General features: G+C 75.1%; 22 protein-coding genes. 8 read left to right on the top strand and 14 right to left on the bottom strand.

Annotated elements, in window-relative coordinates:
- Positions 1–7 precede the first annotated feature (7 nt).
- On the bottom strand, positions 8–445 hold the full coding sequence (locus ACFY2K_RS07025; protein ID WP_380643240.1) for a hypothetical protein: 438 nt from the start codon (positions 443–445) through the stop codon (positions 8–10).
- 43 nt (positions 446–488) lie between these two features.
- Positions 489–1,127 carry a nucleotidyltransferase domain-containing protein gene (locus tag ACFY2K_RS07030; protein WP_387710030.1) on the bottom strand — a complete coding sequence of 213 codons (639 nt, stop codon included), beginning with the start codon at positions 1,125–1,127 and terminating at the stop codon, positions 489–491.
- Positions 1,128–1,260: 133 nt separating this feature from the next.
- Between ACFY2K_RS07030 and ACFY2K_RS07035 the strand changes: the two genes are divergently transcribed.
- Positions 1,261–2,892 (top strand): purple acid phosphatase family protein, encoded by a 1,632-nt coding sequence (locus tag ACFY2K_RS07035; protein WP_387710032.1) that lies wholly within the window; start codon positions 1,261–1,263, stop codon positions 2,890–2,892.
- A gap of 57 nt (positions 2,893–2,949) precedes the next feature.
- Here the strand turns inward: ACFY2K_RS07035 and ACFY2K_RS07040 are convergent, their stop codons facing one another.
- From ACFY2K_RS07040 to ACFY2K_RS07065, 6 genes are all read right to left on the bottom strand, one after another.
- On the bottom strand, positions 2,950–3,285 hold the full coding sequence (locus ACFY2K_RS07040; RefSeq protein ID WP_380592213.1) for a hypothetical protein: 336 nt from the start codon (positions 3,283–3,285) through the stop codon (positions 2,950–2,952).
- A gap of 129 nt (positions 3,286–3,414) precedes the next feature.
- Positions 3,415–4,932, bottom strand: a complete 1,518-nt coding sequence (locus ACFY2K_RS07045) for a cytochrome P450 (protein WP_387710035.1) — start codon at positions 4,930–4,932, stop codon at positions 3,415–3,417.
- A gap of 64 nt (positions 4,933–4,996) precedes the next feature.
- Positions 4,997–5,614, bottom strand: coding sequence for an ATP/GTP-binding protein (locus ACFY2K_RS07050; RefSeq protein ID WP_380527076.1), 618 nt, complete (start codon positions 5,612–5,614; stop codon positions 4,997–4,999).
- Positions 5,595–5,954, bottom strand: a complete 360-nt coding sequence (locus tag ACFY2K_RS07055) for a DUF742 domain-containing protein (protein ID WP_350510307.1) — start codon at positions 5,952–5,954, stop codon at positions 5,595–5,597. The genes ACFY2K_RS07050 and ACFY2K_RS07055 overlap by 20 nt, the downstream gene beginning before the upstream one ends.
- 135 nt (positions 5,955–6,089) lie before the next feature.
- Positions 6,090–6,476, bottom strand: a complete 387-nt coding sequence (locus ACFY2K_RS07060) for a roadblock/LC7 domain-containing protein (RefSeq protein ID WP_360231742.1) — start codon at positions 6,474–6,476, stop codon at positions 6,090–6,092.
- Between the two features lie 17 nt (positions 6,477–6,493).
- Positions 6,494–8,236: a sensor histidine kinase gene (locus ACFY2K_RS07065; RefSeq protein ID WP_387710038.1), complete on the bottom strand. Its 1,743-nt coding sequence runs from the start codon at positions 8,234–8,236 to the stop codon at positions 6,494–6,496.
- A gap of 456 nt (positions 8,237–8,692) precedes the next feature.
- Here ACFY2K_RS07065 and ACFY2K_RS07070 point away from each other — a divergent pair, with 456 nt between their 5' ends.
- The 4 genes from ACFY2K_RS07070 to ACFY2K_RS07085 all read left to right on the top strand — a co-directional run bounded on the left by ACFY2K_RS07070 (position 8,693) and on the right by ACFY2K_RS07085 (position 11,977).
- Positions 8,693–9,628 (top strand): class I SAM-dependent methyltransferase, encoded by a 936-nt coding sequence (locus tag ACFY2K_RS07070; RefSeq protein WP_380592217.1) that lies wholly within the window; start codon positions 8,693–8,695, stop codon positions 9,626–9,628.
- A gap of 141 nt (positions 9,629–9,769) precedes the next feature.
- Positions 9,770–10,186 carry a hypothetical protein gene (locus tag ACFY2K_RS07075; RefSeq protein ID WP_380527082.1) on the top strand — a complete coding sequence of 139 codons (417 nt, stop codon included), beginning with the start codon at positions 9,770–9,772 and terminating at the stop codon, positions 10,184–10,186.
- Between the two features lie 13 nt (positions 10,187–10,199).
- Positions 10,200–11,372: a sensor histidine kinase gene (locus ACFY2K_RS07080; protein WP_380527083.1), complete on the top strand. Its 1,173-nt coding sequence runs from the start codon at positions 10,200–10,202 to the stop codon at positions 11,370–11,372.
- A complete protein-coding gene (locus tag ACFY2K_RS07085) occupies positions 11,369–11,977 on the top strand; it encodes a response regulator (protein WP_380527085.1) in 609 nt (202 codons plus the stop codon). Before ACFY2K_RS07080 ends, ACFY2K_RS07085 begins: the two co-directional genes overlap by 4 nt.
- Positions 11,978–12,002: 25 nt before the next feature.
- On the opposite strand, the gene ACFY2K_RS07090 is transcribed toward ACFY2K_RS07085, so the two are convergent.
- The 3 genes from ACFY2K_RS07090 to ACFY2K_RS07100 form a co-directional block, all read right to left on the bottom strand.
- Positions 12,003–13,316: an ATP-binding protein gene (locus ACFY2K_RS07090; RefSeq protein WP_380527087.1), complete on the bottom strand. Its 1,314-nt coding sequence runs from the start codon at positions 13,314–13,316 to the stop codon at positions 12,003–12,005.
- Positions 13,316–14,017 (bottom strand): response regulator transcription factor, encoded by a 702-nt coding sequence (locus tag ACFY2K_RS07095; protein WP_380408237.1) that lies wholly within the window; start codon positions 14,015–14,017, stop codon positions 13,316–13,318. The genes ACFY2K_RS07090 and ACFY2K_RS07095 overlap by 1 nt, the downstream gene beginning before the upstream one ends.
- Positions 14,018–14,099: 82 nt before the next feature.
- Entirely contained in the window at positions 14,100–15,677 is a 1,578-nt protein-coding gene (locus tag ACFY2K_RS07100; RefSeq protein WP_387710041.1) for an alpha/beta fold hydrolase, read from the bottom strand.
- A gap of 161 nt (positions 15,678–15,838) precedes the next feature.
- Between ACFY2K_RS07100 and ACFY2K_RS07105 the strand changes: the two genes are divergently transcribed.
- The gene (locus tag ACFY2K_RS07105) at positions 15,839–16,279 is read left to right on the top strand and encodes a VOC family protein (RefSeq protein ID WP_380527091.1); all 441 of its coding nucleotides are present in this window, start codon (positions 15,839–15,841) and stop codon (positions 16,277–16,279) included.
- Between the two features lie 94 nt (positions 16,280–16,373).
- Here the strand turns inward: ACFY2K_RS07105 and ACFY2K_RS07110 are convergent, their stop codons facing one another.
- Complete coding sequence (locus ACFY2K_RS07110; protein ID WP_380408260.1) at positions 16,374–16,817, bottom strand: hypothetical protein; 444 nt, start codon at positions 16,815–16,817, stop codon at positions 16,374–16,376.
- 255 nt (positions 16,818–17,072) lie between these two features.
- Between ACFY2K_RS07110 and ACFY2K_RS07115 the strand changes: the two genes are divergently transcribed.
- On the top strand, positions 17,073–18,350 hold the full coding sequence (locus tag ACFY2K_RS07115) for a lipase (RefSeq protein ID WP_380527093.1): 1,278 nt from the start codon (positions 17,073–17,075) through the stop codon (positions 18,348–18,350).
- Between the two features lie 78 nt (positions 18,351–18,428).
- Here the strand turns inward: ACFY2K_RS07115 and ACFY2K_RS07120 are convergent, their stop codons facing one another.
- Positions 18,429–19,541 carry an ABC transporter substrate-binding protein gene (locus ACFY2K_RS07120; protein ID WP_387710043.1) on the bottom strand — a complete coding sequence of 371 codons (1,113 nt, stop codon included), beginning with the start codon at positions 19,539–19,541 and terminating at the stop codon, positions 18,429–18,431.
- A 431-nt stretch (positions 19,542–19,972) separates the two neighbouring features.
- Between ACFY2K_RS07120 and ACFY2K_RS07125 the strand changes: the two genes are divergently transcribed.
- A complete protein-coding gene (locus tag ACFY2K_RS07125) occupies positions 19,973–21,391 on the top strand; it encodes a DUF4190 domain-containing protein (RefSeq protein WP_387710045.1) in 1,419 nt (472 codons plus the stop codon).
- Positions 21,392–21,463: 72 nt separating this feature from the next.
- Here ACFY2K_RS07125 and ACFY2K_RS07130 read toward each other — a convergent pair whose 3' ends face one another.
- On the bottom strand, positions 21,464–22,840 hold the full coding sequence (locus ACFY2K_RS07130; protein WP_387710047.1) for a histidine-type phosphatase: 1,377 nt from the start codon (positions 22,838–22,840) through the stop codon (positions 21,464–21,466).
- Between the last annotated feature and the right edge of the window lie 94 nt (positions 22,841–22,934).

Below are 22,934 nucleotides of genomic sequence, written 5' to 3' on the forward strand. Positions count from 1 at the left end.
GACGGCCTCAGCCGTGGGCGTGGGGGACGGGCCTCCCGGTGACGGCGTCGGTCAACGCGCGTGCGCCCAGCGGGCGGTGGAGGACGGCGGTGAGCCGGGCGATGCCGCCGTCCTCGCAGCCGATGTCCGGGCCGGAGGCGTCGCGGCGGTTCAGCATCAGGGTGACCTGGTCGGCCGATTCCCTCACCACCAGGTCGGGCTTGTAGTCGCAGCCGCTCCAGGAGGCGTCCAGCGTGATGGTGCGGTCGTCGGCCGCCACGGTCGTGTGCAGCGCGTCCGGGTCCGCCAGATCGATCCGGAACAGCAGCGAGGCGGGGCGGCGCTTGTACGGGAGCGGGTCGTCGGATCCGCTCCCGTCACCACCCCACGCGTAACAGGCCGCCACCCCGACGCAGATCAGCCCCACCGCCACGATCGCGCGCTTGTCGCCCCTGGTCAGTTCCATGCCGTGCTGCTCTCCGACGGTCGTGGGTGTGCGCCGGGCCCGGTCAGCCCGCCAGGCTCTCCGCCCAGGGATGGCCCGGGTGCACGAGCGCCAGCCACCCGCGCAGGGCCTCGCGCCGCGTACGGTCCAGCGACGGCAGTACGGTGTCGAAGTCCGCCCGGTCCTTGGGCCGCATCGTCTTCGCCTTGAAGAGCAGCACCAACTCCGGTGCGAGATAAGGGATCCCGTCCGCCGTCCGTTCGACGACCGCATCGTACGGCAACCGCAACCGCTCGTCCCGGCGGCAGATCCAGGTACCGCCCCGGTGCGGCTCACGGAAGACGTCGAGCAGGAAGCGGCCGCTCGACGGTTCCCGCACCCAGGTCTGGTGGGTGGCCGCCAGCGCCGCCGCGTCGGCCGCCGGCCAGACCCGCCCATGACCCGCCGCGTCGAACACGAACTCCGGGAAGCGTCCCCGGAGCTCGGGAAAGGACGCGGCCGGCACGGCGATCTCCAGGTCGCCGTGCGGCCGCGTCTGCCGCCCGAGGAACAGGTCCAGCGCCCAGCCCGCCGCGACGCACCAGCTCGCGCCGAACCCGCCCAGCCGCTCCGCGGCCTGTTCCGGCCGCCACGCGTCGGCCCAGCGGTCGGTCAGCTCGTCCGTACCCAGCACCAGGCCGCCGGGCGGGAGGGAATCGGTCATCACGACAACCTACCGGCCCCGGGCGCGGGCGTGGCGGCTGCTCCGGGCGGGCGCGGGAAAAGTGATCGCCTTTGCATGCTCATGTCGTTACAGTGCTGCGGGTCCCGAACCCCCACTCGGCAGACGGAGCGTCATGACGATCGCACGCAGGTCCATCCTCAAGGGCACGTCGGCGGCCGGGGCCGCCCTGGTCGGCGGGGGTGCCGGCGCCGGGCCGGCGGCGGCGGAGGACGGGGCGGGCGACCCGCCCGCGAGCCCGCTGCTGCAGGCCAGGCCGCACCGGATCGGCGCGCCCTCGGTGAGCGGCCTGCACCTGCAGTTCGGCACCGACCCGGCCACCGAGATGACCGTCTCCTGGCTCACCCCGCAGTCCGTCCGGCGCCCGCTGGTCCGGCTCGGCACGCCCGAGGGCGGCACCGGGGCGGCGGTCGAGGCCGAGACCCGCACCTACCGGGACTCCCTCGGCAAGGACGAGGTGTACGTCCACCACGCCCGGCTCACCGGACTGCGCCCGGCCACCACGTACCTGTACAGCGCCGGGCACGACGGCGCGAACCCGGAGACCGGTACGTTCACCACCGCCCCGCGCGGCCGCACCCCCTTCACCTTCACCAGCTTCGGCGACCAGGCCACCCCCAACCTGCGCCGCAAGGTGGACTTCCCGAACGGCATGCCCTCACCGCTCGGCAAGTACCCGGTGTACACCACCAGCCAGATCGGCGGCCCGCACGCCGCCGACATCGTCGCCGCCGTCGAACGCGTCGGCCCGCTGTTCAACCTGGTCAACGGCGACCTCTGCTACGCCTCCTACGGAGGCCGGCACGGGCAGAGCCGCACCGCCATCTGGGCCGACTGGTTCATCAACAACAGCCGGTCGACCCGGCTGCGCCCCTGGATGCCCTGCGCCGGGAATCACGAGAACGAGGGCGGCAACGGCCCGATCGGCGCCGACGGCTACCAGGCCTACTTCACCCTCCCCGCCTCCGCCGCCGACCGCGACGAGGAGACCCGGGGCATGTGGTACGCCTTCACCGTCGGCTCGGTGCGCTTCATCAGCCTCGCCAACGACGACGTCGCCATCCAGAACTCCGGCGAGACCTATCTGCGCGGCTACTCCGGCGGCGCCCAGCGGCGCTGGCTGGAGCGGGAGTTGCGCACCGCCCGGGGAGACCGGGGGATCGACTGGATCGTGGTCTGCATGCACCACCCGATGATCTCCAGCTCCCAGCACGGCTCCGGCAGCGACCTCGGCATCCGCGAGGCCTGGGGCCCGCTGTTCGACGCCTACGGGGTCGACCTGGTGGTCAGTGGCCACGAGCACTACTACGAGCGCTCCCACCCCGTCCGCGGCACCCTGCCGAACGACGCCCGCACCCCGGTGCCCACCGGCACCGACCCCCGGCTGGCCGACACCGGACGGGGCACCGTCCACATGGTCATCGGTGCCGGGGGCAACGCCGCCACCACCCAGGACGACCTGTTCGAGCGCCCCCAGGGCCGGGTGGTGATCGGCCTGGCGGACAAGCCCGCGCCGGGCGCGCCGTACCGGGAGTCGATCTGGCTCACCGAGGACGCGCCCTGGGCCGCCTACCAGGACCGCACCCACACCCACGGCTTCGCCGCCTTCGAGGTCGACCCCGGCGACCGCCGCGGCGGCACCACCACGATGCGGGTCACCTACTACACCTTCGACGGCCCGCACGGCGACCTCACCCCGGTCGACACCTTCACCCTGCACCGCCGCCGCACCGACGGGCACGGCTGAGGCGGAGATGCGGGGGCGGCGCCGACGGCAGGGCGGGGCCGGTGGCGGCCTACCCGGCTACCCGGCCAGGGCGTCGCCCCCGGGTGAGCCGGGTTCGCCCGGGGCGGACCGAGCGGGGGTGCGGGGTGCCGCGCCCTCCTCGACGGCGCGGCAGTTCCGGCAGGTGTTCCAGTGCGCACGCGGCCGACCCCGGTCGGCGGAGCGGTGCGGGGCGAGCGTCATGCCGGAGGTGTCCAGGCCGCACAGGGTGAGCGGGCCGCAGACGCCGGAGGCCTCCGCGGGGGCGGCGTGCGCGAGGCGCACCGGGTTCTCCGGATCGGCCGGCTGGTGGCCGGGGCCGAGGAGCCGGACGTTGGTCGGGATGTCGGGTTCGAGCACGATGACGGTGTCCATCCCATCAACGTCGTCGCAGAACCGGTGCGTTGCACGCGCACCGGGGCATCCGGACGAGTCGGGGCGGCGACCGCTGCTCAGCGGCCGCCGCCACCCGGGGGACGTCGCCCCGGGGATCAGCGCCGGGGATCAGCGCCGGAACAGGCCGGTGAGGGCGTCCCACCAGCTGCGCCGCTGCGCGGGGACGGTCGCGGTCGTGGTCGCGGTGTCAGCGGGTGTCGATGCCGAGGCCGCCTCCGTCCCCGCCGCCGATGCCGCGGCCTGGGCGGCCGCCCGCTGGGTGGCCGCCAGTGCGCGTTCGGCGAGCTCCCGTGCCTCCTCCGCCGCCCGCTCCGCCTCGGCGACCGACTCCGGGTCGGGCTCGATCTCCTGCGCCGTGAACTCCACCGGCAGCGCCGTCAGGTGGCGCGAGATCCAGGCCGAACTCCAGGTCAACTCCTCCTCGGGGACGGCCAGTCGGAGGTCCGGCAGGAGGGTGAGCAGGATGTCGATCCCGGCCTCGGCGACGTGCCGGCCGATGTCCTGCCCGGGGCACTCGTGCGGTCCGGCCCCGAAGGACAGGTGGGAGCGGTTGCCGTAGAGCGGGGTGGCGAGGTCGGGCCGGACGGTCGGGTCGACGTTGCCCGCGGCGAGGCCGAGCAGCAGGAGGTCGCCGACCAGGATCTGCTGGCCGCCCAGCTCGGTGTCGGTGGTGGCCCAGCGCCCGGCGACCAGGGACATCGGCGGGGAGTCCCAGAGCACCTGGTCGAGCGCCTCGCCCAGGGTCATCTGGCCGCCGGACAGGTGGGCGCGGAAGCGCGGGTCGGTGAGCACCATCTTCAAGGAGTCGGCGATCAGGTTGACGGTGGTCTCGTTGGCGGCGAGCAGCACCACCCGCAGGTGCTCCATCACCTCGTCGTCGGTCAGCCCGGCCGGGTGGGCGAGCAGGCGGCTGGTGAGGTCGTCGCCGGGGGACTCGTGCTTGATCGCGATGGTGCGGCGCAGGCTCGCCACCACGTACTCGTTGCTGGCGATGGCCGTCTCGGTGCCCTTCATCAGGTCCCGTGCGGCATCGACGAGTTGGGGCCCGTACTCGTCGGGCATGCCGAGCAGCTTGGTCATCACCAGCATCGGCAGGTGCTCGGCGAACTGGGTGATCAGTTCGGCCCGGCCGGTCGGCCCGACCACCTGGACCAGGTCGGTGGTGAAGCGGCGGACGTGGCGGCGGATGCCGCGCCGGTCGAAGCCGTTCAGGCCGTCCAGCAGGGCGTTGCGCAGCCGGCGGTGCTCCTCGCCGTCGGCGAAGACGCAGATCGGCTGCCAGGCGACCACGGGCAGCAGCGGGGAGTCGGGCGGGACCTCGTCGTTGCGGAAGGCGCTCCACAGCCGGGAGTCGCGGGAGAACAGCGAGGGGGTGCGCATCGCGGTGATGTTGGCGGCGTGGCCGAGGATCAGCCAGGCCCGCTGGTCGCCGTGCAGCAGCACCGGGGCGACGTCGCCGTGTTCGGCGCGCAGCTTCTCGTAGAGGCCCGCCGGGTCGGCCTCGGCCTCGGGGCCGTACAGCCGGCGCAGTCCGCCGGGGCCGGTCGGCTCGACGGCGTGCCCGTGGGCGGGGCAGCCGGGCGGCGGGACGGGGGCGGCTTCGTCGTCGGGGAACGGGGTGGTCAACAGGGTCTCCGGGTCACGAGGTTCGGAAGCGGTACGACGGGGGTGGGGGCCGCGGGAGCGGGCCTCAGCCCGCGGGCGGTGCGGCCAGCTCGTACAGGTAGTGCATCAGCGTCATCAGGGTGTCCCGGCTGGACTGCCGGCTGCGCGCGTCGCAGGCGACGATCGGCACCTCGGCCGGCAGGTCGAGCGCCTGGCGCAGCTCGTCGAGGGCGTAACTGGGCGCCTCGGGGAAGCCGTTGACGGCCACCACGAAGGGCACGCCGCGGTCCTCCAGGCGGCCGATCACCTCGAAGCTGACCTCCAGCCGACGGGTGTCCACCAGGACGACGGCGCCCAGCGCGCCCTCGAACAGGCCGTTCCAGAGGAACCAGAACCGCTCCTGCCCGGGGGTGCCGAAGACGTACAGCACGAGTTTGTCGCTGATGCTGATCCGGCCGAAGTCCATGGCCACCGTGGTGGAGGTCTTGCGTTCGACCCCGGTCGGGTCGTCCACGCCGACCCCGGCCTGGGTCATGGTCTCCTCGGTGGTCAGCGGACGGATCTCGCTGACCGCGCCGACCAGGGTGGTCTTGCCGACGCCGAAGCCGCCGACGATCACCACCTTGACGGCCGTGGTGACGGTGTCGGGCAGCAGGTCCGCGCTCGCCGGGCCGACGACGGTGTCAGAGCCGCTGAAGTCCATGGATCACCGCCTCCAACAGGGCACGGTCGGGGAGTTCCGCCGCGGGCACGGCGGAACGGGCCTCGATCCGCCCGTCGTCGAGGAGGTCCGCCAGCAGGACGGTGACCACGCTCGTGGGCAGTTCGAGGTAGGCGGAGACCTCCGCCACCGAGAGCGGCGAGCGGCACAGCCGCAGGATCGCCGCGTGCTCGGGCTGCATGGCGGGGGTGGGCTCCGCGAGGGAGACGATCAGGGTGACCAGGTCGAAGACGCCCGGCCCGGAGGGGCCGCTGCGGCCGCGGGTGATCACGTACAGGCGATCGGGCTCGGGTCCGTCCCAGCCGCCCTGGTCGGCGGTCATGTCACTGCCTCACTGTGCTCGTTCACGTGCCCGCCCGGGGGCCGGGGGTGCTGGTCGGGGCCGCTGCCAGGGCCGCCGCGGGGGTCGTCACCGGGGCCGCTGCCGGGGCCGTGGTGCGGGCCGCGGTGCGGCGGCTCACGCGACCACCTCCGGGTTGCGCGGCGGGGTGGAGAGGTGCTCGCCGATCCGGTCGACCAGGTCGCGCATCTGGTGGCTGACCAGCCCGGCGTCCACGCCCTCGTCGGCGAGCACCGCGAGGTAGGCGCGGTCGCCGGCCGACATCAGGTAGAAGTAGCCGCCGTCCACCTCGATGACGACCAGCTTCATCGCGCCGTTGCCGTGCGGGAACTCGTGCCCGACGGCGGCGGCCAGGCTCTGCAGCCCGGCGCAGGCGGCGGCCAGCCGGTCGGCGGTGTCGGGGTCGGCGCCGTACTGGGCGATCCGCAGGCCGTCGGCGGACAGCACGATGACGTGGCGCACGTACGGGACGCTGTGTGCGAGGTCGTTGAGGATCCAGTCCATGTTGCTGCGGTGCGGAATCACTGCTCGCCTTTCGCTGCCGTCTCTTCGGTACCGGGCTGTCCGGCGCTGTGCTGCGGGGTGGTGCCCGAGGTGGTGCCCGGGGGGTTGCCCGGGGTGGCGTCCTTGGTGCCGCCGGTGCCCTTGTAGCCCTCCATGAAGGCCTCCAGCCACAGGCCGGGCTGCTTTTTGGGGCGGGGCGCCTGGGCGGCCGGTCCGGCGGCGGGCCCGGCGGTGGGGCCGCTGGGCTGGGCGGTGCCGCGCGGGGGCGTGGCGAAGGCGGCCCGGCCGGTGGGGCGGCTGCGGCGGCGCTGGGGCAGGCCGTTGGGGGTGCGCTCGGTGACGACCACCTCGTCGTCCCCGGCCGCGGCGGGGGGCGGCCCCCAGGGGGTGGTGGCGCCGAAGGAGGGCCCGATGCCGGCGGACCGCGCCGGTTCGGCGGCGGTGCCCAGGGTCGGGTGCCCCGGCCCGCCGGGCGCCCCGGCACCGGCCGACCCGGCACCGGCCGGGGTGGTCCGGGCGCCCCAGGGCCGGGCGGGGGCCGCGTGCCGGGGCGGGTTGGCCGGGAGCGGCCGCGGCCCGGAGAAGGCGCCGATGCCGTGCGCCCGCCCGGTCGGGGGAGCGGTGGTGAGCAGTTCCTGCGGCACCACCAGCACCGCGCGCACGCCGCCGTACGCGGAGCGGCGCAGCGACACCTGGAAGCCGTACGCCTGGCAGAGCCGGCCGAGGATGGCGAAGCCCAGCCGGGGGGACTCGGTGAGGTCGTCGAAGTCCTTGGACACCATGGCCTCGCGCATCGAGCGCTCGGCCCGGATGCGGGCCTCGTCGGTGAGTCCGAGGCCGCCGTCCTCGACCTCGATCGCTATCCCGCTCTGCACCTCGGAGGCGCTCAGGTGGACGTGGGTGTGCGGCGGGGAGTAGCGGGTGGCGTTGTCGAGCAGCTCGGCCACGGCGTGGATCAGGGGTTCGACGGCCGGTCCGGTGACCGAGATCTGGGTGACCGGGTGGAGGTCGACCCGCTGGTACTCGAGGATCCGGGACATCCCGCCGCGCAGCACGCTGTAGAGGGCGATCGGGCGGGTCCACTGGCGGCCGGGCCGGGCGCCGGAGAGCACGGCGATGGAGTCGGCGAGGCGGCCGACCAGGGCGTTGCCGTGGTCGAGGCGCAGCAGGTCGTCGAAGACCGCCGGGTCGTTGCCGTGCCGGTCCTCCATCTCCCGCAGGTCCTTGGCCTGGCGGTGGATGATCGCCTGGACCCGGCGGGCCAGGTTGACGAAGGCGCGCTCGGCGGAGTCGCGGCGGCTGACCTCGTCGTCGACGGCCTGGGCGATGCCGCGCACCACCTGCTCCAGCGAGGCGCGGAACTTCCGTGACAGCAGCGGGTTCGGGCGCTGGAAGGGCTGGAGCAGCACGTCGATCGAGGAGCCGTACCGGGCGCCGCCGACGAGCCGGCGCAGTTCGCCGGTGGCCATCCGCTCCAGCTCGTCCTCCTGCCCGGCCAGCTTGCGGTGCAACTCCTCGACGCGCCGGGTGTGTTCGTCCCGCAGGTCGGCGAGGGCCCGCCCGCGGCGGGCGGACTCGGCGGCCACCACCGCGACCAGCACGGTGGCCGTCGCCCCGCACCACAGCACCTGGGTTCGGGCTCCGGCCGACACCACCACCGCGGCGACCGCGACCGCCGCAGCCATCACGGCGGTGGGCAGTATCCAGCCGAGCAGGGGCGCGGGGCGCCGTCTGGTGGGTGACGTACCAGCTCGAAGCATTCGGCATCCTCAAACGATCGGACGATCGGAACAGAAGTCGGGAACGGGTGGGAACGAACGGGGTCGGGCGACGACCGGCTCCGGAGGCGTGGTGCTGCAGCATAGCCAAGTTCAGGACAATCCTGACCGAAACTCAAAAATACTGTCCGTCAACCGACTTGTGGCAACTTGCCGGACATGACCGACATCTCGCACACCTGTCGGAGTCCGGTCGGCCACCGCCCGTCACCAGGCTTCTCGCCCGGCCGCCCGCGCACCGGCAACCCGGCCGGGATTCGCCCATGTGAAGGGTTTCCGGCCCAAGTCGCCACGATCAGCGACGAGTTCGTGCTACGAGCGGCTCGCGGTGCGCGGTGATCACTCCTCCGGGGGACGTCCCGGCGTGGCGCAACATCTGTTGCGCCAGCGAGCAATGACCGTTGACGCCCTCGGCGGTCCGCCCCTACAGTGCGGGCCATGGACGACAACGACCCCGGACGGCGGGTGGCGGCCCAGGTGGCCGCAGGTGGCGGGCTGGACGGCCTGCACCGGCTCTCGGAGACGATCGAGGCGCTGGAGGAACGGCGCACGGACCTGGTCGAGGAGCTGCGGCGCGGCCGGCAGGCGACCTGGGAGGAGATCGGCCGCGCCTGCGGGATGACCCGCCAGGGCGCCACCCGCCGCTGGGCCGGCCGGCTGCGCGCGCGCTCCTTCGGCCTCGCGGCCACCGCCTACCAGCACGGCCGGCCCGGCTACCCGCAGGCCCTGATCGGCTCCGCGGTGCCCCGCGAGGCCCGACGGGTGCTCGACCTGGGCGCCGGCACCGGCAAGTTGACCGGGATGCTGGTCGAGGCCGGGCTGGACGTGGTCGCGGTCGAACCTGACCCGCAGATGCGCGACCGGCTGGCCGCCGCCGTGCCGAAGGCCGCCGTACGGGCCGGCTCGGCCGAACGCATCCCACTGCCCGATGCCAGTGTGGACGCGGTCGTGGTCGCCCAGGCCTGGCACTGGTTCGACCAGGCCACGGCCGTCCCGGAGATCGCCCGGGTGCTCGCCCCCGGCGGGACCCTCGCCCTGATCTGGAACGTCCGGGACGAGACCGAGCCGTGGGCCGCCGAACTCGGCGCCCTGATGCACCGCTCGGACCGTCAGCGGCTCGACACCGCGCCGGACCTGCCGGCCCCGTTCGGCGCCCCCGAGCGACTGGAGATCCGCTGGGAGCACCCCACCACCCCGGCCGGCGTCCTCGACATGGTCGCCTCCCGCAGCTACGTCATCGCCCTGCCCGAGGCCGACCGCGCCCGGCTGCTGGCCGACGTCGAGCAGCTGCTCGCCAGCCACCCCGACCTGGCCGGCCGGGAGGAGGTCGCCGTGCCGTACGTGACCAGGTGCACCCGGGTCCGCCTCGGCTGAGCCCGGGCACCGGGCCGCCGGCGGGTGGGGCGCCGCTGGGGCGCCGGGGCGCAGCCGGTGGCGAGGGGCTGACAAATGTCACGGTCCGGCGGTGTGGCAGCACACTGCCGGCCGCCCCGGTCCGACGGCCACGATGAAGCCATGACCTCCACCGACCTGCACCACCCCGACACCCGTCGGGCCTTCCGCACCGTACGGCACCTCGTGCTCGTCTACCTCGGCCTCAGCGCGCTCACCATGCTGGCGGCCTTCGCCCTCCGCTCCCACACCGACCTGATCACCCCGTCCGTGTGGGTGCGCGGCACCATCGTCCTGGTCAGCGCCGCCGTCACCCTGCTGCTGACCGTCCGGGCGGCGCGCGGCTCCCGCGGCGCCTTCCGGCGGCTGCGGATCATCTCCGGCGTCATGCTGGTCGCGATTGCTGCGATCATCGCGGTGCCGGGCGTGTTCCCGGTCTGGATGAAGATCGAACAGGGCCTGTGCGGCCTCGCCCTCGCCGGGGCGGCCGTGCTGCTCAACGGACGGCAGCTGCGCACGCTGTTCGCCGCCCGGCCCTGAGGAAGGACAGAAGGTGACCGACAGGGTGACCGACCTCGACCGGGAGGGCACGCCGGCCCCCGCCCACCGCTGGGCGGGGGGCCTGCGGCGGATACTGCTGGGCGCCGGGATGCTGGTCTTCCCGGCGCTGACCGCGGTGGCCATGAGCGGCAACGCCAGCGGAACGGCGGCGCTCGCCGGGTACGCCGTCGTCGTCGCGTTCTGCCTCTGCTACGTCCTGCTCGCGCTCACCCTCGGGCGCACCGGGCCGCAGCGGACGCGGTGGATCAAAGCGCTGCTGGCCGTGATGACCGCGCTGTTCCTGGCCGCGCTGCCGTCCGCCCACGCGGACGCCTTCTTCCTGGCCACCGTGCTGGTCTCGGTGGTCGCCGTGCTGTGGCGCAAGTACACCGTCCCCGTGGTGGCCGGCGGCACCCTCGCCGCCCTGCTGCTGCCCTGGGCGGTGCCCGCCTGGCACACCGGGCCCGGCGGGTTCCAGGCGCTCGCCCTGCTGTTCACCTCGCTCACCTGCGGCGCCTTCGCCGAGATCGCCGCCACCAACCAGGCCCTGGTGGCCGCCCGGGCCGAGGTCGCCCGGCTCGCCTCCGAGGCGGAACGCAACCGGATCGCCCGCGACCTGCACGACCTGCTCGGCCACTCGCTCACCGCGATCACCGTCAAGTCCCGCCTGGCCCAACGGCTGGCGGTCAAGGACGTGGACCAGGCGGTGGCGGAGATGAGCGCCGTGGAGACGCTCTCCCGCCAGGCCCTGGCCGACGTACGGGCCGCGGTCTCCGGCTACCGCGAGGTCACCGTGACGGGCGAACTCGCCCGCGGCCGCGAACTGCTGCGCGCCGCCGGGGTGGTGGCCGACCTGCCCTCGGCGGCCGACGCGGTCGGACCGGACCAGCGCGAACTCTTCGGCTGGGTGCTGCGGGAGGGCCTCACCAACGTCGTCCGGCACGCCCGGGCCGCCCGCTGCTCGGTGCTGCTGACCGCGACCTCGGTGGAGATCCGCGACGACGGCCGGGGAGCGGCGGGCGGCCCCGGCGCCGGGCTGGTCGGCGGCGGCAAGGGGCTGACCGGGCTGCGCGAACGCGTCGCGGCGGCGGGCGGTACGGTCGAGGCCGGCCCGCTCGACCCGCGCGGGTGGCGCCTGCTGGTCACCGTCCGGCCGCCCGACTCCCGCCCCGAAGGGACGACATGACGATCCGCCTGCTGCTCGCCGAGGACCAGGAGCTGGTCCGCACCGCGCTGCGCGCCCTGCTCGACCTGGAGGACGACTTCGAGGTGGTCGCCGCCGTCGGACGCGGCGACCAGGTCGTCGAGGCCGCCCGCGAGCACCGGCCGGACGTCGCCCTGCTGGACATCGAGATGCCCGGGCTGGACGGCCTCGCGGCGGCCGCGGTGCTCGCCCAGGAGGTGCCCGGCTGCCGGGTGGTCATCCTCACCACCTTCGGCCGGGCCGGCTACCTGCGCCGGGCGATGGAGGCGGGCGCGCTCGGCTTCGTGGTGAAGGACGCCCCGGCCGAGGTGCTGGCCGACGCCGTCCGCCGGGTCGCGGTGGGCGAGCGGGTGGTCGACCCGGAACTCGCCGCCGCCACCCTCGCGGCCGGCACCTCCCCGCTCACCGCCCGCGAACGCGACGTCCTGAACGCCACCCGCTCCGGCGCCGGAGTCGCCGAGATCGCCGGGAAGCTCTACCTCTCCGAGGGGACCGTCCGGAACTACTTCTCCTCGGCCATCGCCAAGACCGGCACCCGCAACCGCACCGAGGCGCTGCGCGCCGCCGACGAACGCGGCTGGCTGTAGCCCCTCACCCGCCGGGCGTAGCCCCTCACCCGCCGGGCGCCGGGGGCAGCCGGAAGCCGACCTCGGCGCCGCCGGAGGGGGCGGCCGTGGCGAACACCGAGCCGTGGTCGGCGGCGACCAGGTCGTGGACGATGGCCAGGCCCAGCCCCGAGCCCGGGGTGGACTGGGTACCCGCCGCGCGGTAGAAGCGCTCGAACACGGCCTGCCGGTCGCCCGGGGCGATGCCCGGCCCCTGGTCGCGCACGGCCAGCCGGCCGCCGGTGACCCGGATCTCCACCGGGGTGCCGTCCGGGCTGAACTTGACGGCGTTGCCGACCAGGTTGTCCACGCAGCGCTGGAGCGCGCGCGGGCGGGCCAGCACCGGCACCGGCCCGTCGGTGGTGACGGTGATCTCCCGGCCGGTGCGGCGGCGGAAGCGGCGGGCGCTGTCCTCGGCGGCGGCCGGCAGGTCGACTGGCTCCGGGTCCTCCGCCGTCCACTGGTCGGTGGCCAACTCGACCAGCTCGCGCACGAGTTCGTCCAGTGCGACGGTCTCGGTGACCAGGGTGCCGAGGATCTGCTCCTCGTCCGCGGGGGCGAGCCGGCCGCGGGCCCGCTGGAGGAGTTCGGCGCAGCCGCGCACCGAGGTCAGCGGGGTGCGCAGCTCGTGGCTGGCGTCCTGCACCAGGCGCTGCTGCTGCTCCCGGGAGCGCCGCAGCGCGCCCACCATCGCATCGAAGGCGCGGGTGAGGCGGCCGACCTCGTCACGTCCGGCGGCGGGCAGCGGGGTGGTCAGGTCGCGGGTGGTGGTGATGTGCTCGGCGGCGTGGGCCAGCCGCCGCACCGGGCGCAGGATGCGGCCCAGCACGAGCCAGCTGAGCAGTGCGGAGCCGACCGCGGCGGCGACACTGGTCCAGGTGATCCGCAGCAGGAAGGCCTCGTCGACGGCCGTCACCCCGGCGTAGGTCTGGCCGACCGTCACCGCGCCCCGCCCGTCGGAGCGGGCCTTGGTGAGCAGGCCGTACGGGGTGCCGTCGATCTCGACGTCCTCCTGGTGGGAGCCCTGCCCGGTGCGGGCCACCTCGCGGGCCCGGTCCGAGACCGGCAGCGCCGCCGCGCCCGGGGTGAGCGGGCGGGCGGTGCCGTCGGGGGCCAGCAGCTGTTCGACGGTGTCGGGCCGGGCGATCGGGACACGGTCGAGGTCCACGGCGGCGAGCACGGTGTCGGCCCGGTCCGCCAGGCTCAGGTCGAGCTGGTCGGCGACCAGGGTGGTGACGCCGCGGTAGGCGGCGACGACCGGCACGGCGATCGCGAGCAGCACGGAGGCGAGGACGACCAGGCCGATCCTGGCGCGCAGCATCAGGCGGTCCGGGCGGTGTAGCCGACGTTGCGCACGGTGTGGATCAGCCGGGGTGCGCCGTGCTCCTCGGTCTTGCGGCGCAGGTAGCCGACGTACACGTCGAGCGAGCGGGAGTCGGTGTCGAAGTCGTAGCCCCAGATCCGCTCGTAGATCTGGTACCGGGTCAGCACGGTGCCCTGGTTGCGCAGCAGCAGCTCCAGCAGGTCGAACTCGGTCTTGGTGAGGTCGAGCGGGCGGCCGCCGCGGTGGGCCCGGCGGGCGGCCGGGTCCAGGGCGAGGTCGTCCAGGCCGAGGTCGGCGCTCTCGGCGCCGACCGGCTCGGTGCGGCGCAGCAGGGCGCGTATCCGGGCCAGCAGTTCCTCGGTGGCGAAGGGCTTGGCGAGGTAGTCGTCGGCGCCCGCGTCCAGCCCGGCGACCCGGTCGCCGAGCTGGTGGCGGGCGGTGAGGACCAGGACGGGCAGCCGGTCGCCGCGCCGGCGCAGCATCCGGCACAGGGCGAGGCCGTCGAGCCGGGGCATGACCACGTCCACCACCGCGAGGTCGGGGCGCCGGTGTTCCAGGAGCTCCAGGGCCTCCTGGCCGTCGGCGGTGGTGAGCACCCGGTAGCCCTCGAAGCGGAGCAGGTGGTCGAGGGTGTTGCGGACGCCGGGGTCGTCCTCGACGACCAGGACGGTGCGCCGGGCGGCGGTGGGATCTGTCATGGCGTCATCTTCGCTGGTGGCGGGCGTGGTCATGGCGGCCGGGGGGCGGTCGGGGGCGGTCCGTGGGCGGCTCGGAGCCGGGTCAGCGCGGGACGGGGACGACCGGCACCGGCGGGACGCCCGCCAGGCAGGAGGTGTCGCCGACCTCGCCGGTGCGGATGAAGCGGCCGGCGATCTCCAGGGTGCAGCCGGTGGACTCCATCTCCGGGACGTGTCCGCTGTTGGGCACCGAGACGAACGCGCTGTGCTTGAACTGGGCGGCCGCACGGCGGGAGTTGAGCTCGGGGGTGTTGGTGTCGAGGTCCCCGGAGAGCACCAGGACGGGGACGTCGGGCAGGTTCCGCAGGTCGGTCGGCTGCGGGCGGGCGGTGCCCCGGCGCGGCCAGTTCAGGCAGTTGTCCCCGCCGTCGGTCTGCCCCTCGGCCCAGCCCTTGGCGCTGAACGCCCCGAAGTCGGCCGGGTCGGTGGCGGCCAGGGCGGCGCGGTACTGGCGGCGGCGCTCCGTGACCGGGGCGTCCTGGTCCCAGGCACGGGCGTAGTCGTTGCAGGTGACGGCCAGGAAGGAGGCCTGGTCCTCGGTGCCGGTGCCCTCGATCTGGCCGCGCACCAGGGCGGCCAGCGGCGCCTCGTCGCCGGCGGCGAGGGCGTGCAGGGCGGCGGGCAGGGCGCCGAGCAGGCCGGGCTCGCCGGGGTGCAGGCCGATGCCGCGGGTGGCGGGCTCGTACATCAGGTTGGCGAGCTTGTCCTCGGTGAACGCCACGGTGCGCTTGCGGCCGTCGACCGTGGCGGCCACCTTGAGCGGGCGGGTGCGCAGCCGCTCGGTGACGGCGGCGAGGTCGTGCACCACGGTGTCCGGGTCGCAGGAGCCGCTGCGCTCGCAGATCCGGCGCAGCGTCAGCGACACCTGCTGGGCGCCGGGGCGGGCCAGCGAGTCGAAGGCGAGGGGGTAGGCGCCGGACAGCACCATCCGGTCGACCCGCTCGGGGTGGCGGTCGGCGTAGACCGGCATCAGGTAGGTGCCGTACGAGAGGCCGTACAGGACCAGCTTGGGGGCGCCCAGGCGCTCGCGGGCCGCGTCGAGGTCGTCGGCGGTGGCGGCGCTGGTGTAGCCGCGGGCGCGCGGGCCGAGCTCCTCGGCGCAGTCGGCGACCAGCTCGCGCTGGTCGGCCCGCGGGGCCCAGCGGTACTCGGCCTCGGTGACGTCGCAGGGCAGCCGGCCGGAGCGGCCGGTGCCGCGCGGGTCCAGCAGGAGCAGGTCGTAGTCGTCCAGCACTCCCTGGAGTGCCGTGCTCACCTGCCCGGCGCGGTCGATCATGGTCTCGCCGGGGCCGCCCGGGTTGAGCGCGATGGTGCCCAGGGCCGGGCCGGGGCGGCTGTGGCGCACCACGGCGTGGCTGACGCCGATGGTGCCCAGGCCGGGCTCGTCGGCGACCAGCGGGCGGCGCATCGTGGTGCAGTCGACCCGGTGCCCGGGGACGGTCGGGCACCAGGCGGGCCGGCCCTCGGCGCCGGCGGGCGCCGCCTGGGCGGGGGAGGGGAGGGCGCCGATCGGGAGCGCCGTGGCGAGGACGGCCAGCGCGGCGGCGGCCAGGCCGCCCCGGCGGGCCCGCTTCGGGGTGGTGGTCGGGGTGGTCGGGGTGGTGTGCGTGATCGCGGTCATCGCGGTGCCCTCCTGGCGTCCTGCGGTCGGTGTGGGAACGACCTTGCCTGGGGCGCGTCAGGCGTTCGGCAGAGCGATGACAAAGGCGTGTAAGAACTCTCACCGGCCGTGGCGACCGGGCCCGGACGCGGATGTCGGAGCGGGGCGGTACGGTCCTGGTCATGGCAGCCCGGATCGATCTGACCCTCGACTGCGCGGACGCGCAGCTCCTCGCCGCGTTCTGGCGGACGGCCCTGGGGTACGTGGACGAGCCGCCACCGCCCCCGTTCCGCACGCGCGCGGAGTGGCTCGCCCAGTTCGACCTGCCGGAGGACGACTCGGCGGACGACGGCGCCTGGCTCTGCGACCCGCAGGGGGTCGGTCCCCGGCTGTCCATCCTCCGAGTGCCCGAGCCGAAGCGGGCGAAGAACCGGCTGCACATCGACATCCGGGTGCCGGGCCACGGCGGTCCGGCCGAGCGCTGGGCCCGGGTCACCGCGGAGGCCGCGCGGCTGGCGGCGGCGGGCGGGCGGGTGTTGGCGGAGGCCGACGGGCACCACGTGGTGATGGCCGACCCGGAGGGCAACGAGTTCTGCGTGGCGGCGGGCCCGGCCACGGGCTGAGCCGGGGCGTGCCACGGGGCGTGCGGTCCGACGGGGGAGCGCCGCGGGCCGGGCCGGTGGTCGTCGGCCCGGCCCGGCCCGCGCGCCGGTCCGGTCAGGCCTTGATGGTGAGCCAGGCGCCGAGGCCGTTGCAGCCGCGGGCGTCGTAGGTGGTGCTGCGGTAGCCGGCCGGGATCGGCGAGTAGGGGCAGGTCCAGATGCCGTTGCGGACCTGCTCGTGGAACCAGGCGCCGACGCCGCTGCAGCCCTGCGGGTTGTAGTTGGTCAGCACGTAGCCGGAGACGATCGGCGAGCCCGAGCAGGTCCACAGGCGGTTCTGGGCGGGCTGCTGGAACCACGCGCCGTGGTTGTTGCAGCCGCTCGCGTTGTACATGGTGATGACGTAGCCGCTGGGCACGGGCGCGCCGGAGCAGCTCCAGCCGCCCGTGGCGGAGGCGGTGCCGGCCGCCGCGGTGCCGGTGAAGGCGGCGGCGAGCACGGCGATCGCTGCGGCCGCCCGTCCCAGGCGGGTGGTCAGCTGGCGGAGGGTCCTGGTCACGGTGTCACCGGTCCGATCGGTCGTCCCCGCGCCGCTGTCGGGGGCGGCGCGGGAGGGGGAAGTGCGAGGCTGCGCCGCACCCTAGCGGCGGTGATCAGGTCCCTGAAAGATCAGGATCGCAGGATCTTCACAACTGACCGAAAACGATCCGTCGGGACTCCTGCCTCCGCCGAGCCGTGGTGGGGACAACCCCAGGACGGACACACCCGCTGGCCGGACTGCGGTTCGAGGGCGACCGACCGTACCGTCGGCGGCATGAACTCCCTACGCCCGAAGGGCAGATCACGCTCCGTCCGACTCCGGGCCGGCACCGTGCTGGCGCTGGCAGCCCTGGCCACCACGACCGTGACGGCGGGGGTCGCGTCGGCGGCCCCGACGGACCGGTGGGACCGGTCGGACCACGGCGAGCGCGGCCGACTGGTCTCCGCCCGGCTGACCGGCACCCTCGACAGCAAGGACGCCGTCGCCACCGCCCTGACCGCTGCCAAGTACGACGCGGGCGCCGTCCGCTACGGCGTGGACACCTACCGCCTGGAGTACCGGACCGTCGACCCGCAGGGCCGGCCGACCACCGCCAGCGGCCTACTGGTGCTCCCGCGCGGTGGCGAACACCAGCTGCGGACGGTCTCGTTCACCCACGGCACCGCCAGTTACCGCGGCGACGCCCCCTCCACCACGGCCAAGCCCGGGTTCGTGACCTCGCCCGCCCTCACCTACGCCTCCGCCGGGTTCGCCGCCGTCGCCCCGGACTACCTGGGCCTGGGCACCGGCCCCGGCACCCACCCCTGGATGGACGTGCCGTCCGAGACCACCGCTTCCCTGGACATGCTCCGGGCGGCCCGCGCCTTCGCCCCGCGCACCGGCCGCACCCTCGGCCACGACGTCCTGGTCACCGGCTTCTCCCAGGGCGCCTCGGCCGCGACGAGCCTCGCCCGCGCCCTCCAGGACGGCGACGACCGCTGGTTCCGCCTCCGAGCCCTCGCCCCGGTCAGCGGCGGCTACGCCTTCCGGGAGGCCGAGCTGCCGGCCCTGCTCGACGGCTCCCTGGAGCCCAAGTCGAGCGCGCTGTACGCCGCGTACCTGCTCGTCGCCTGGAACCGGCTGCACCACCTCTACGACTCCCCGGGCGAGGTGTTCCAGGAGCCGTACGACCGTACCGTCGAGGCGCTGTTCGACGGCTCGCACACCGGCCCGGAGCTGTTCGCGGGCACGCCGGGCACCATCGGCGAACTGCTCACCCCGCGCGCCCTCGCGATGCTGCGCCACCCGGCCGGCCGCTTCGCCGCAGCGCTCCGGGTGGCCGACGGCACCTGCGACTGGGCGCCGCGAGCCCCCGTGCGGCTCTACGCGGCCGAGGCCGACGAGCAGGCCGCCGACGCCAACACCGACCACTGCGCGGCCGCGCTGCGCGCGCACGGCGCGGACCCGGAGGTCATCGACCTCGGCACCCCGGACTTCGCGGGCTCCCGCCACCTGGGCTCCAACGTGGCCGCCACGGCCGACATCGTGCGCTGGTTCAGCGCCCTCGGCTGAGCGGGTGCGGGCCGCGCCACGGCTGATCGCCGCACAGCTGATCGTGGCGCGGCCGCCGTTGGCACGGCCCCCGCCCGCTCAGCCGGAGCGCAGGACCCGGAACCGGTCGGGCGCCGCCGGATCCCGGTCGACCACCTGGACCGGCGGCCACGCCCACTGCCACACGCCGCTGCCGGGCACCCGGGTGAACCGGATCCGCCCCCGGGTGCCCGCGACGTCGACCCGCGGCCAGGCCGCGGCGACGCGCTCCCGGTCCGCACCGGCGGAACGCAGCACCTCGGCGAGGACGGTCACGGCGTCGTAGCCCTCGAAGGCCACGAAGGACGGCGCCTCGCCCAGCCGCTCCCGCACGGCCGCCGCGACGCGCTCGCCGGTGGCGCCCAGCCGCTCGGGCAGGTAGCGCAGGAACGGGACGGCCGCGCCCTCCTCGCCCAGCAGCGCCCGCCACTGCGGGAACTCCGGCTGCCCCGCCGGGGCACCGATCAGGACCCCGGCGAGGCGCCGGTCACGGCGGACGGCCCGGACGATCGGCACGGCCGGCTCGGGGTGGCCGACCAGCAGCAACAGGGCCGTGGCGCCGTGCCGGGCGAGCTCCCCGCACAGCTCGGCGGGGGAGAGCGCGGCGGCGTCCAGCTCGACGACGGTGCCGCCGTGCGGAGCCAGGCGCTCGCGCAGGACACGGGCCCCGGCGGCCCAGTAGACGCTCTGCTGGGCCGCCACGGCGATCCGGCGGTGGCCCGCGTCGAGGAGGAACTCCGCGTAGATCCGCCAGCCGTGCGACTGCGCCGGGCAGAGCCGGGCGACCCCGTCCGTCGGCCCCTCGGTGAGCGCGTCCAGGACGGCCGAGGAGCAGAGGTACGGCACACCGAGCGCCTCCGCCCGCGCGGCCACCGCCCGGGCGACCACGCTGTGGTACTCCCCGGTCAGGGCCACCACGCCCAGGCCCGCCAGCTCCTCCACCGCCGCCGCGGCCCGCTGCGGATCGGCCGCCGTGTCCCGGACCAGCAGGTCCAGCGGCCGGCCGGCGATCCCGCCCGCGTCGTTGACGTCCCGGACGGCGGTCTCCAGCCCGGCGAGCAGCTGCCGGCCGGCCTCGACCCACCCCGGGCGGCTCAGCGGGACGAGGGCGCCGATCGGCACCGACGGACCGTCGGCGCGCTCCGCGCCGGCCGACGAAGATGGCGTACTCATGGGCCGGCGTCTCCCGCCTGACGGTCCGGTGACAGGCGCTCCTCCGGACCGCCGACCGGCGGGGCCGGGAGGCGCACCTGTGTGATCATGCCGGACATTGCACCCGGCCCGGGGGGTGGCGGGCAACCGGTTTTTCGCCGAGGTGCTGCGCGTGACCCGCGCGAAACCGGCCGTGGTCAGTCGCAGACGAAGCAGGGCGGCCGGTCCCGGGCGGTGACGGCACCCGCGGTGTCGAGGCTGTCACCGGGCACCTGTATGTTGATCAGTCGCCGACCCTGCCGCGCTCCCCACCGGGATGCCGACGCCCGGGTCCGGCCCGGACCGGTACGCGCATCGCGGAGGTCGGGCCGTCGGTGCGGGGGGAACTGCGGAGGGACCTCGGCCCGGGGCGGAAAGCCGCTCACCGTCCCGACGTTCCCGAAGGATCCCGTATGACCGTTCCTGTCCCGCCCGACAGCCCGCAGCCGGGGGCGGCGCCCGCCGGCGCCGACCCGGGGACGCCGCTGACCCCGGGGCAGGGCGAGGCTCCGGAGCAGGCAGACACTCAGAGCGAGGCCCTGAGTGAGGCTCAGGCCGACGCGCAGGGCGAGGCGAAGGGCCCCGCCGCTGAGCCCGCGCCCGCCGATGCCGAGGCCGCCGTCGACGTCGTCCCGCTCGCCGAGGCCGCCACGCCTGCGCCCGCCGATGCCGTCTCGCTCGCCAAGGCCGCTGAGCCCGCGCCCGCCGATGCTGAGGCCAAGGCTGAGGCCGAGGCCGAGGCGGAGGGCCCCGCCGCCGAGCCCGATTCCGCGCCCGTGCCCGCCGACGCGGCGCCTGCGGCGCCTGTCGCGCCCGTGCCGGTCGGTGCTCCCGCTGCCGTAGGAGGCCCGTCGCCGTTCGCTCCTCCGGAGGCGGCCCCGACCCCGCCCCCCGCCCCGGCCGCGTACCCGGCCGCGTATCCGGCCCCGGGCCAGGGCCCGGCCGGTGCGCCCGGTGCGTACCCGGGCGCGCCGTACTGGCAGGGCTACCCGGTGGTCCCGCCCCAGCCGCGCAACGGCCTGGGCACCGCGGGCATGGTGCTCGGGATCGTCGGCACCGTCCTCGGCCTGGTCGTCGTGCTGTTCTGGCTCTCCTGGCTGCCGGCCCTGCTCGCGCTGATCTTCGGCATCATCGGCCTGGGGTACGTGCGCAAGGGCGAGGCGACCAACCGGGGGGTGGCCCTGGCGGGCGTCATCCTGGGCGTCACCGGCCTGCTGTTGTCGGTCGGCGGCGGGGTGGTCTTCGCGGTGGCGCTGAACTCCGTGCAGGAGGACGAGAAGGCCGAGGCGCACGCCGCCCGGCTCCGCTCCGAGGCCGACGACCGGGCCGCCGCCGACCGGGCGGCGAAGGCCAAGGAGAGGCTCGACGCCGCGAAGAAGAAGTTCGAGGAGGAGCAGCAGGCGCGGGCCGCCGACGAGAAGGCCCGGCACCTGGGCTTCGGCCAGTCCTACACCTACGCCGACGGGTTGAAGGTCACGATGGCCGCGCCGCAGCCGTACGTGCCGAACGAGACCGTGTTCCCCGCGCCGAAGAACAGCACGATCATCCAGATACGGATCACCGTCACCAACACCGGCTCCAAGGACGTCTCGCTCGTCGGATCGGGGCTGCCCACCGTCAAGGACGCCAACGGGGGCCTGGTCACCGCGCTGATCGACGGCAGCGGCCGGATGAAGTTCATCGGCGACTCGCTGGCTCCGGGCGCGGAGGCCACGGGGGTGTCGGCGTACGCGCTGCCGAACGCCGCGGCCGACCCGTTCTCCGTCCAGTTCACCTACTACGGCAGCGGGCAGGGCATGAAGTCCGTGACCTGGACCGGCTCCCCGAACTGACCCGGGTTCCGGCTCCGGCTCCGACATACCGAGACCCCTGACCCCCGACCCCTGGCCTCCAGGGGCCGGGGGTCAGTCGTGTGCGAGGCAGCGCCGGAGCTCGTCCAGCCGGTAGTAGTGGCTGCCCTCGGCGATCGGCCGGCAGGAGGGCTTGAAGGCGATCTCCTCCTCGTTGTAGAGCATCCGGACCAGGTGGTCGGCCGGGCCGCCGTCGGAGGGCGCGTTCTCGTAGAGGTCCCACTGGATGTTCGCGGCCATCGGCACCACCTCGGCGCCGCGCCACGGGTTGTTCCGGTAGCTGTACGGCTGTTCGGGATCGGCGCCCTCGGTGCTGCCGGGCAGGCCCATCAGGGCGGCGAGCGGCTCGATCTCCTCGGCGTGGGTGAAGCGCAGCACCGCGCCGTTGTGGTTGCGGCCGTCGGCCCTGGCCCCGGCCTGGGCGAGGAGGTCGTCGAGGAGGACGCCGGCCATCCGGTAGGTGATGGTGCGTCCGCTGAACGCGGGGCCCTTCTGGTAGAACTCCTCCGCGTCGTCGAGGTAGCCCAACCACCGGGCGTCGTGGGCGGTGAGGTAGCGGGAGAGGTCGACCGAGGGCGCCTCCACGGCGAGATCGGGAGCCGCGCTGTACAGCTCGTACAGCGAGCGGGCGAAGGAGACCTGCTCGTCGACGGGCAGCGCCGTGACGAAGTCCGCCCGGAACAGGCGGGAGAGGGCGTGCCGGGCCGCTTCGGCGGTGCGCGGATCGGCCTCGTTCCGGGCGAGGACCGCGGCGAGGTCGGGGTCGTTCGCCAGGTACGCGCGGTAGTCGGCGTTCTGCGGCTGCTTGTGGAAGTACAGCAGGTCCTTGTCGGTCACCGGGGCCCCGATCAGGCCCGTCAGGCCGGGGTCGCCGGCGGTCAGACCCGCGGTGAAGGCGTCGGCGCTGGCCACCGCGCGCGGGACGCCGGAGGTCTCCACCAGGACGGGCTCCCGGTCGGCGACGATCGTCCGGAACAGGGACGGCAGCCGCTGCTCCAGGCGCAGCGCCGTCTGCCGGTGCTCCCGGGCTCCCAGGGCGGAGAGGTTCCCGTAGCCGAGGGTGGCGGCGGAGGCCAGCAACGACCCTACCTGCGGGGCGAGTCGGGCCCCGAGGTCGGTGAGGGCGTCCTGCCGTTCCGCCTCGGCGAGGACGGCGAGCACGGCGTCGCCGTCCTCGCTGCCGGTCATGGCCCGGGAGCCGTGGCGGGCGACGTTCTCGGTGAAGACCGGGCGGAAGCCGCGCGGGGGCTGCTGGTAGCGGTCCGGATCGCCCTGCGGCCGGTAGGGGGTCTTGGTCCCGTAGCGACCGTGCCGGGCGGTGTCGGCGTCGGCGCCGGAGCGGTCGTGGGCGGACGCCGTGCCCGCGGTGGACAGGACGCCGAGGGCCAGGGCGAGGGCCAAGGCGGCGGAGAGGGCGGGGGTGCGCTTCACTGCGGTCCTCCGGGTCGGAGCGGTCGGGTCGGCTCAGGTCAGGTCGGGTCGAGTAGCCCCGGTCAGGTGGTCAGGGCCTTCGGCCGCGCGCATG

Source organism: Kitasatospora sp. NPDC001309 (assembly GCF_042896295.1).
Taxonomy (GTDB): Bacteria; Actinomycetota; Actinomycetes; order Streptomycetales; family Streptomycetaceae; genus Kitasatospora.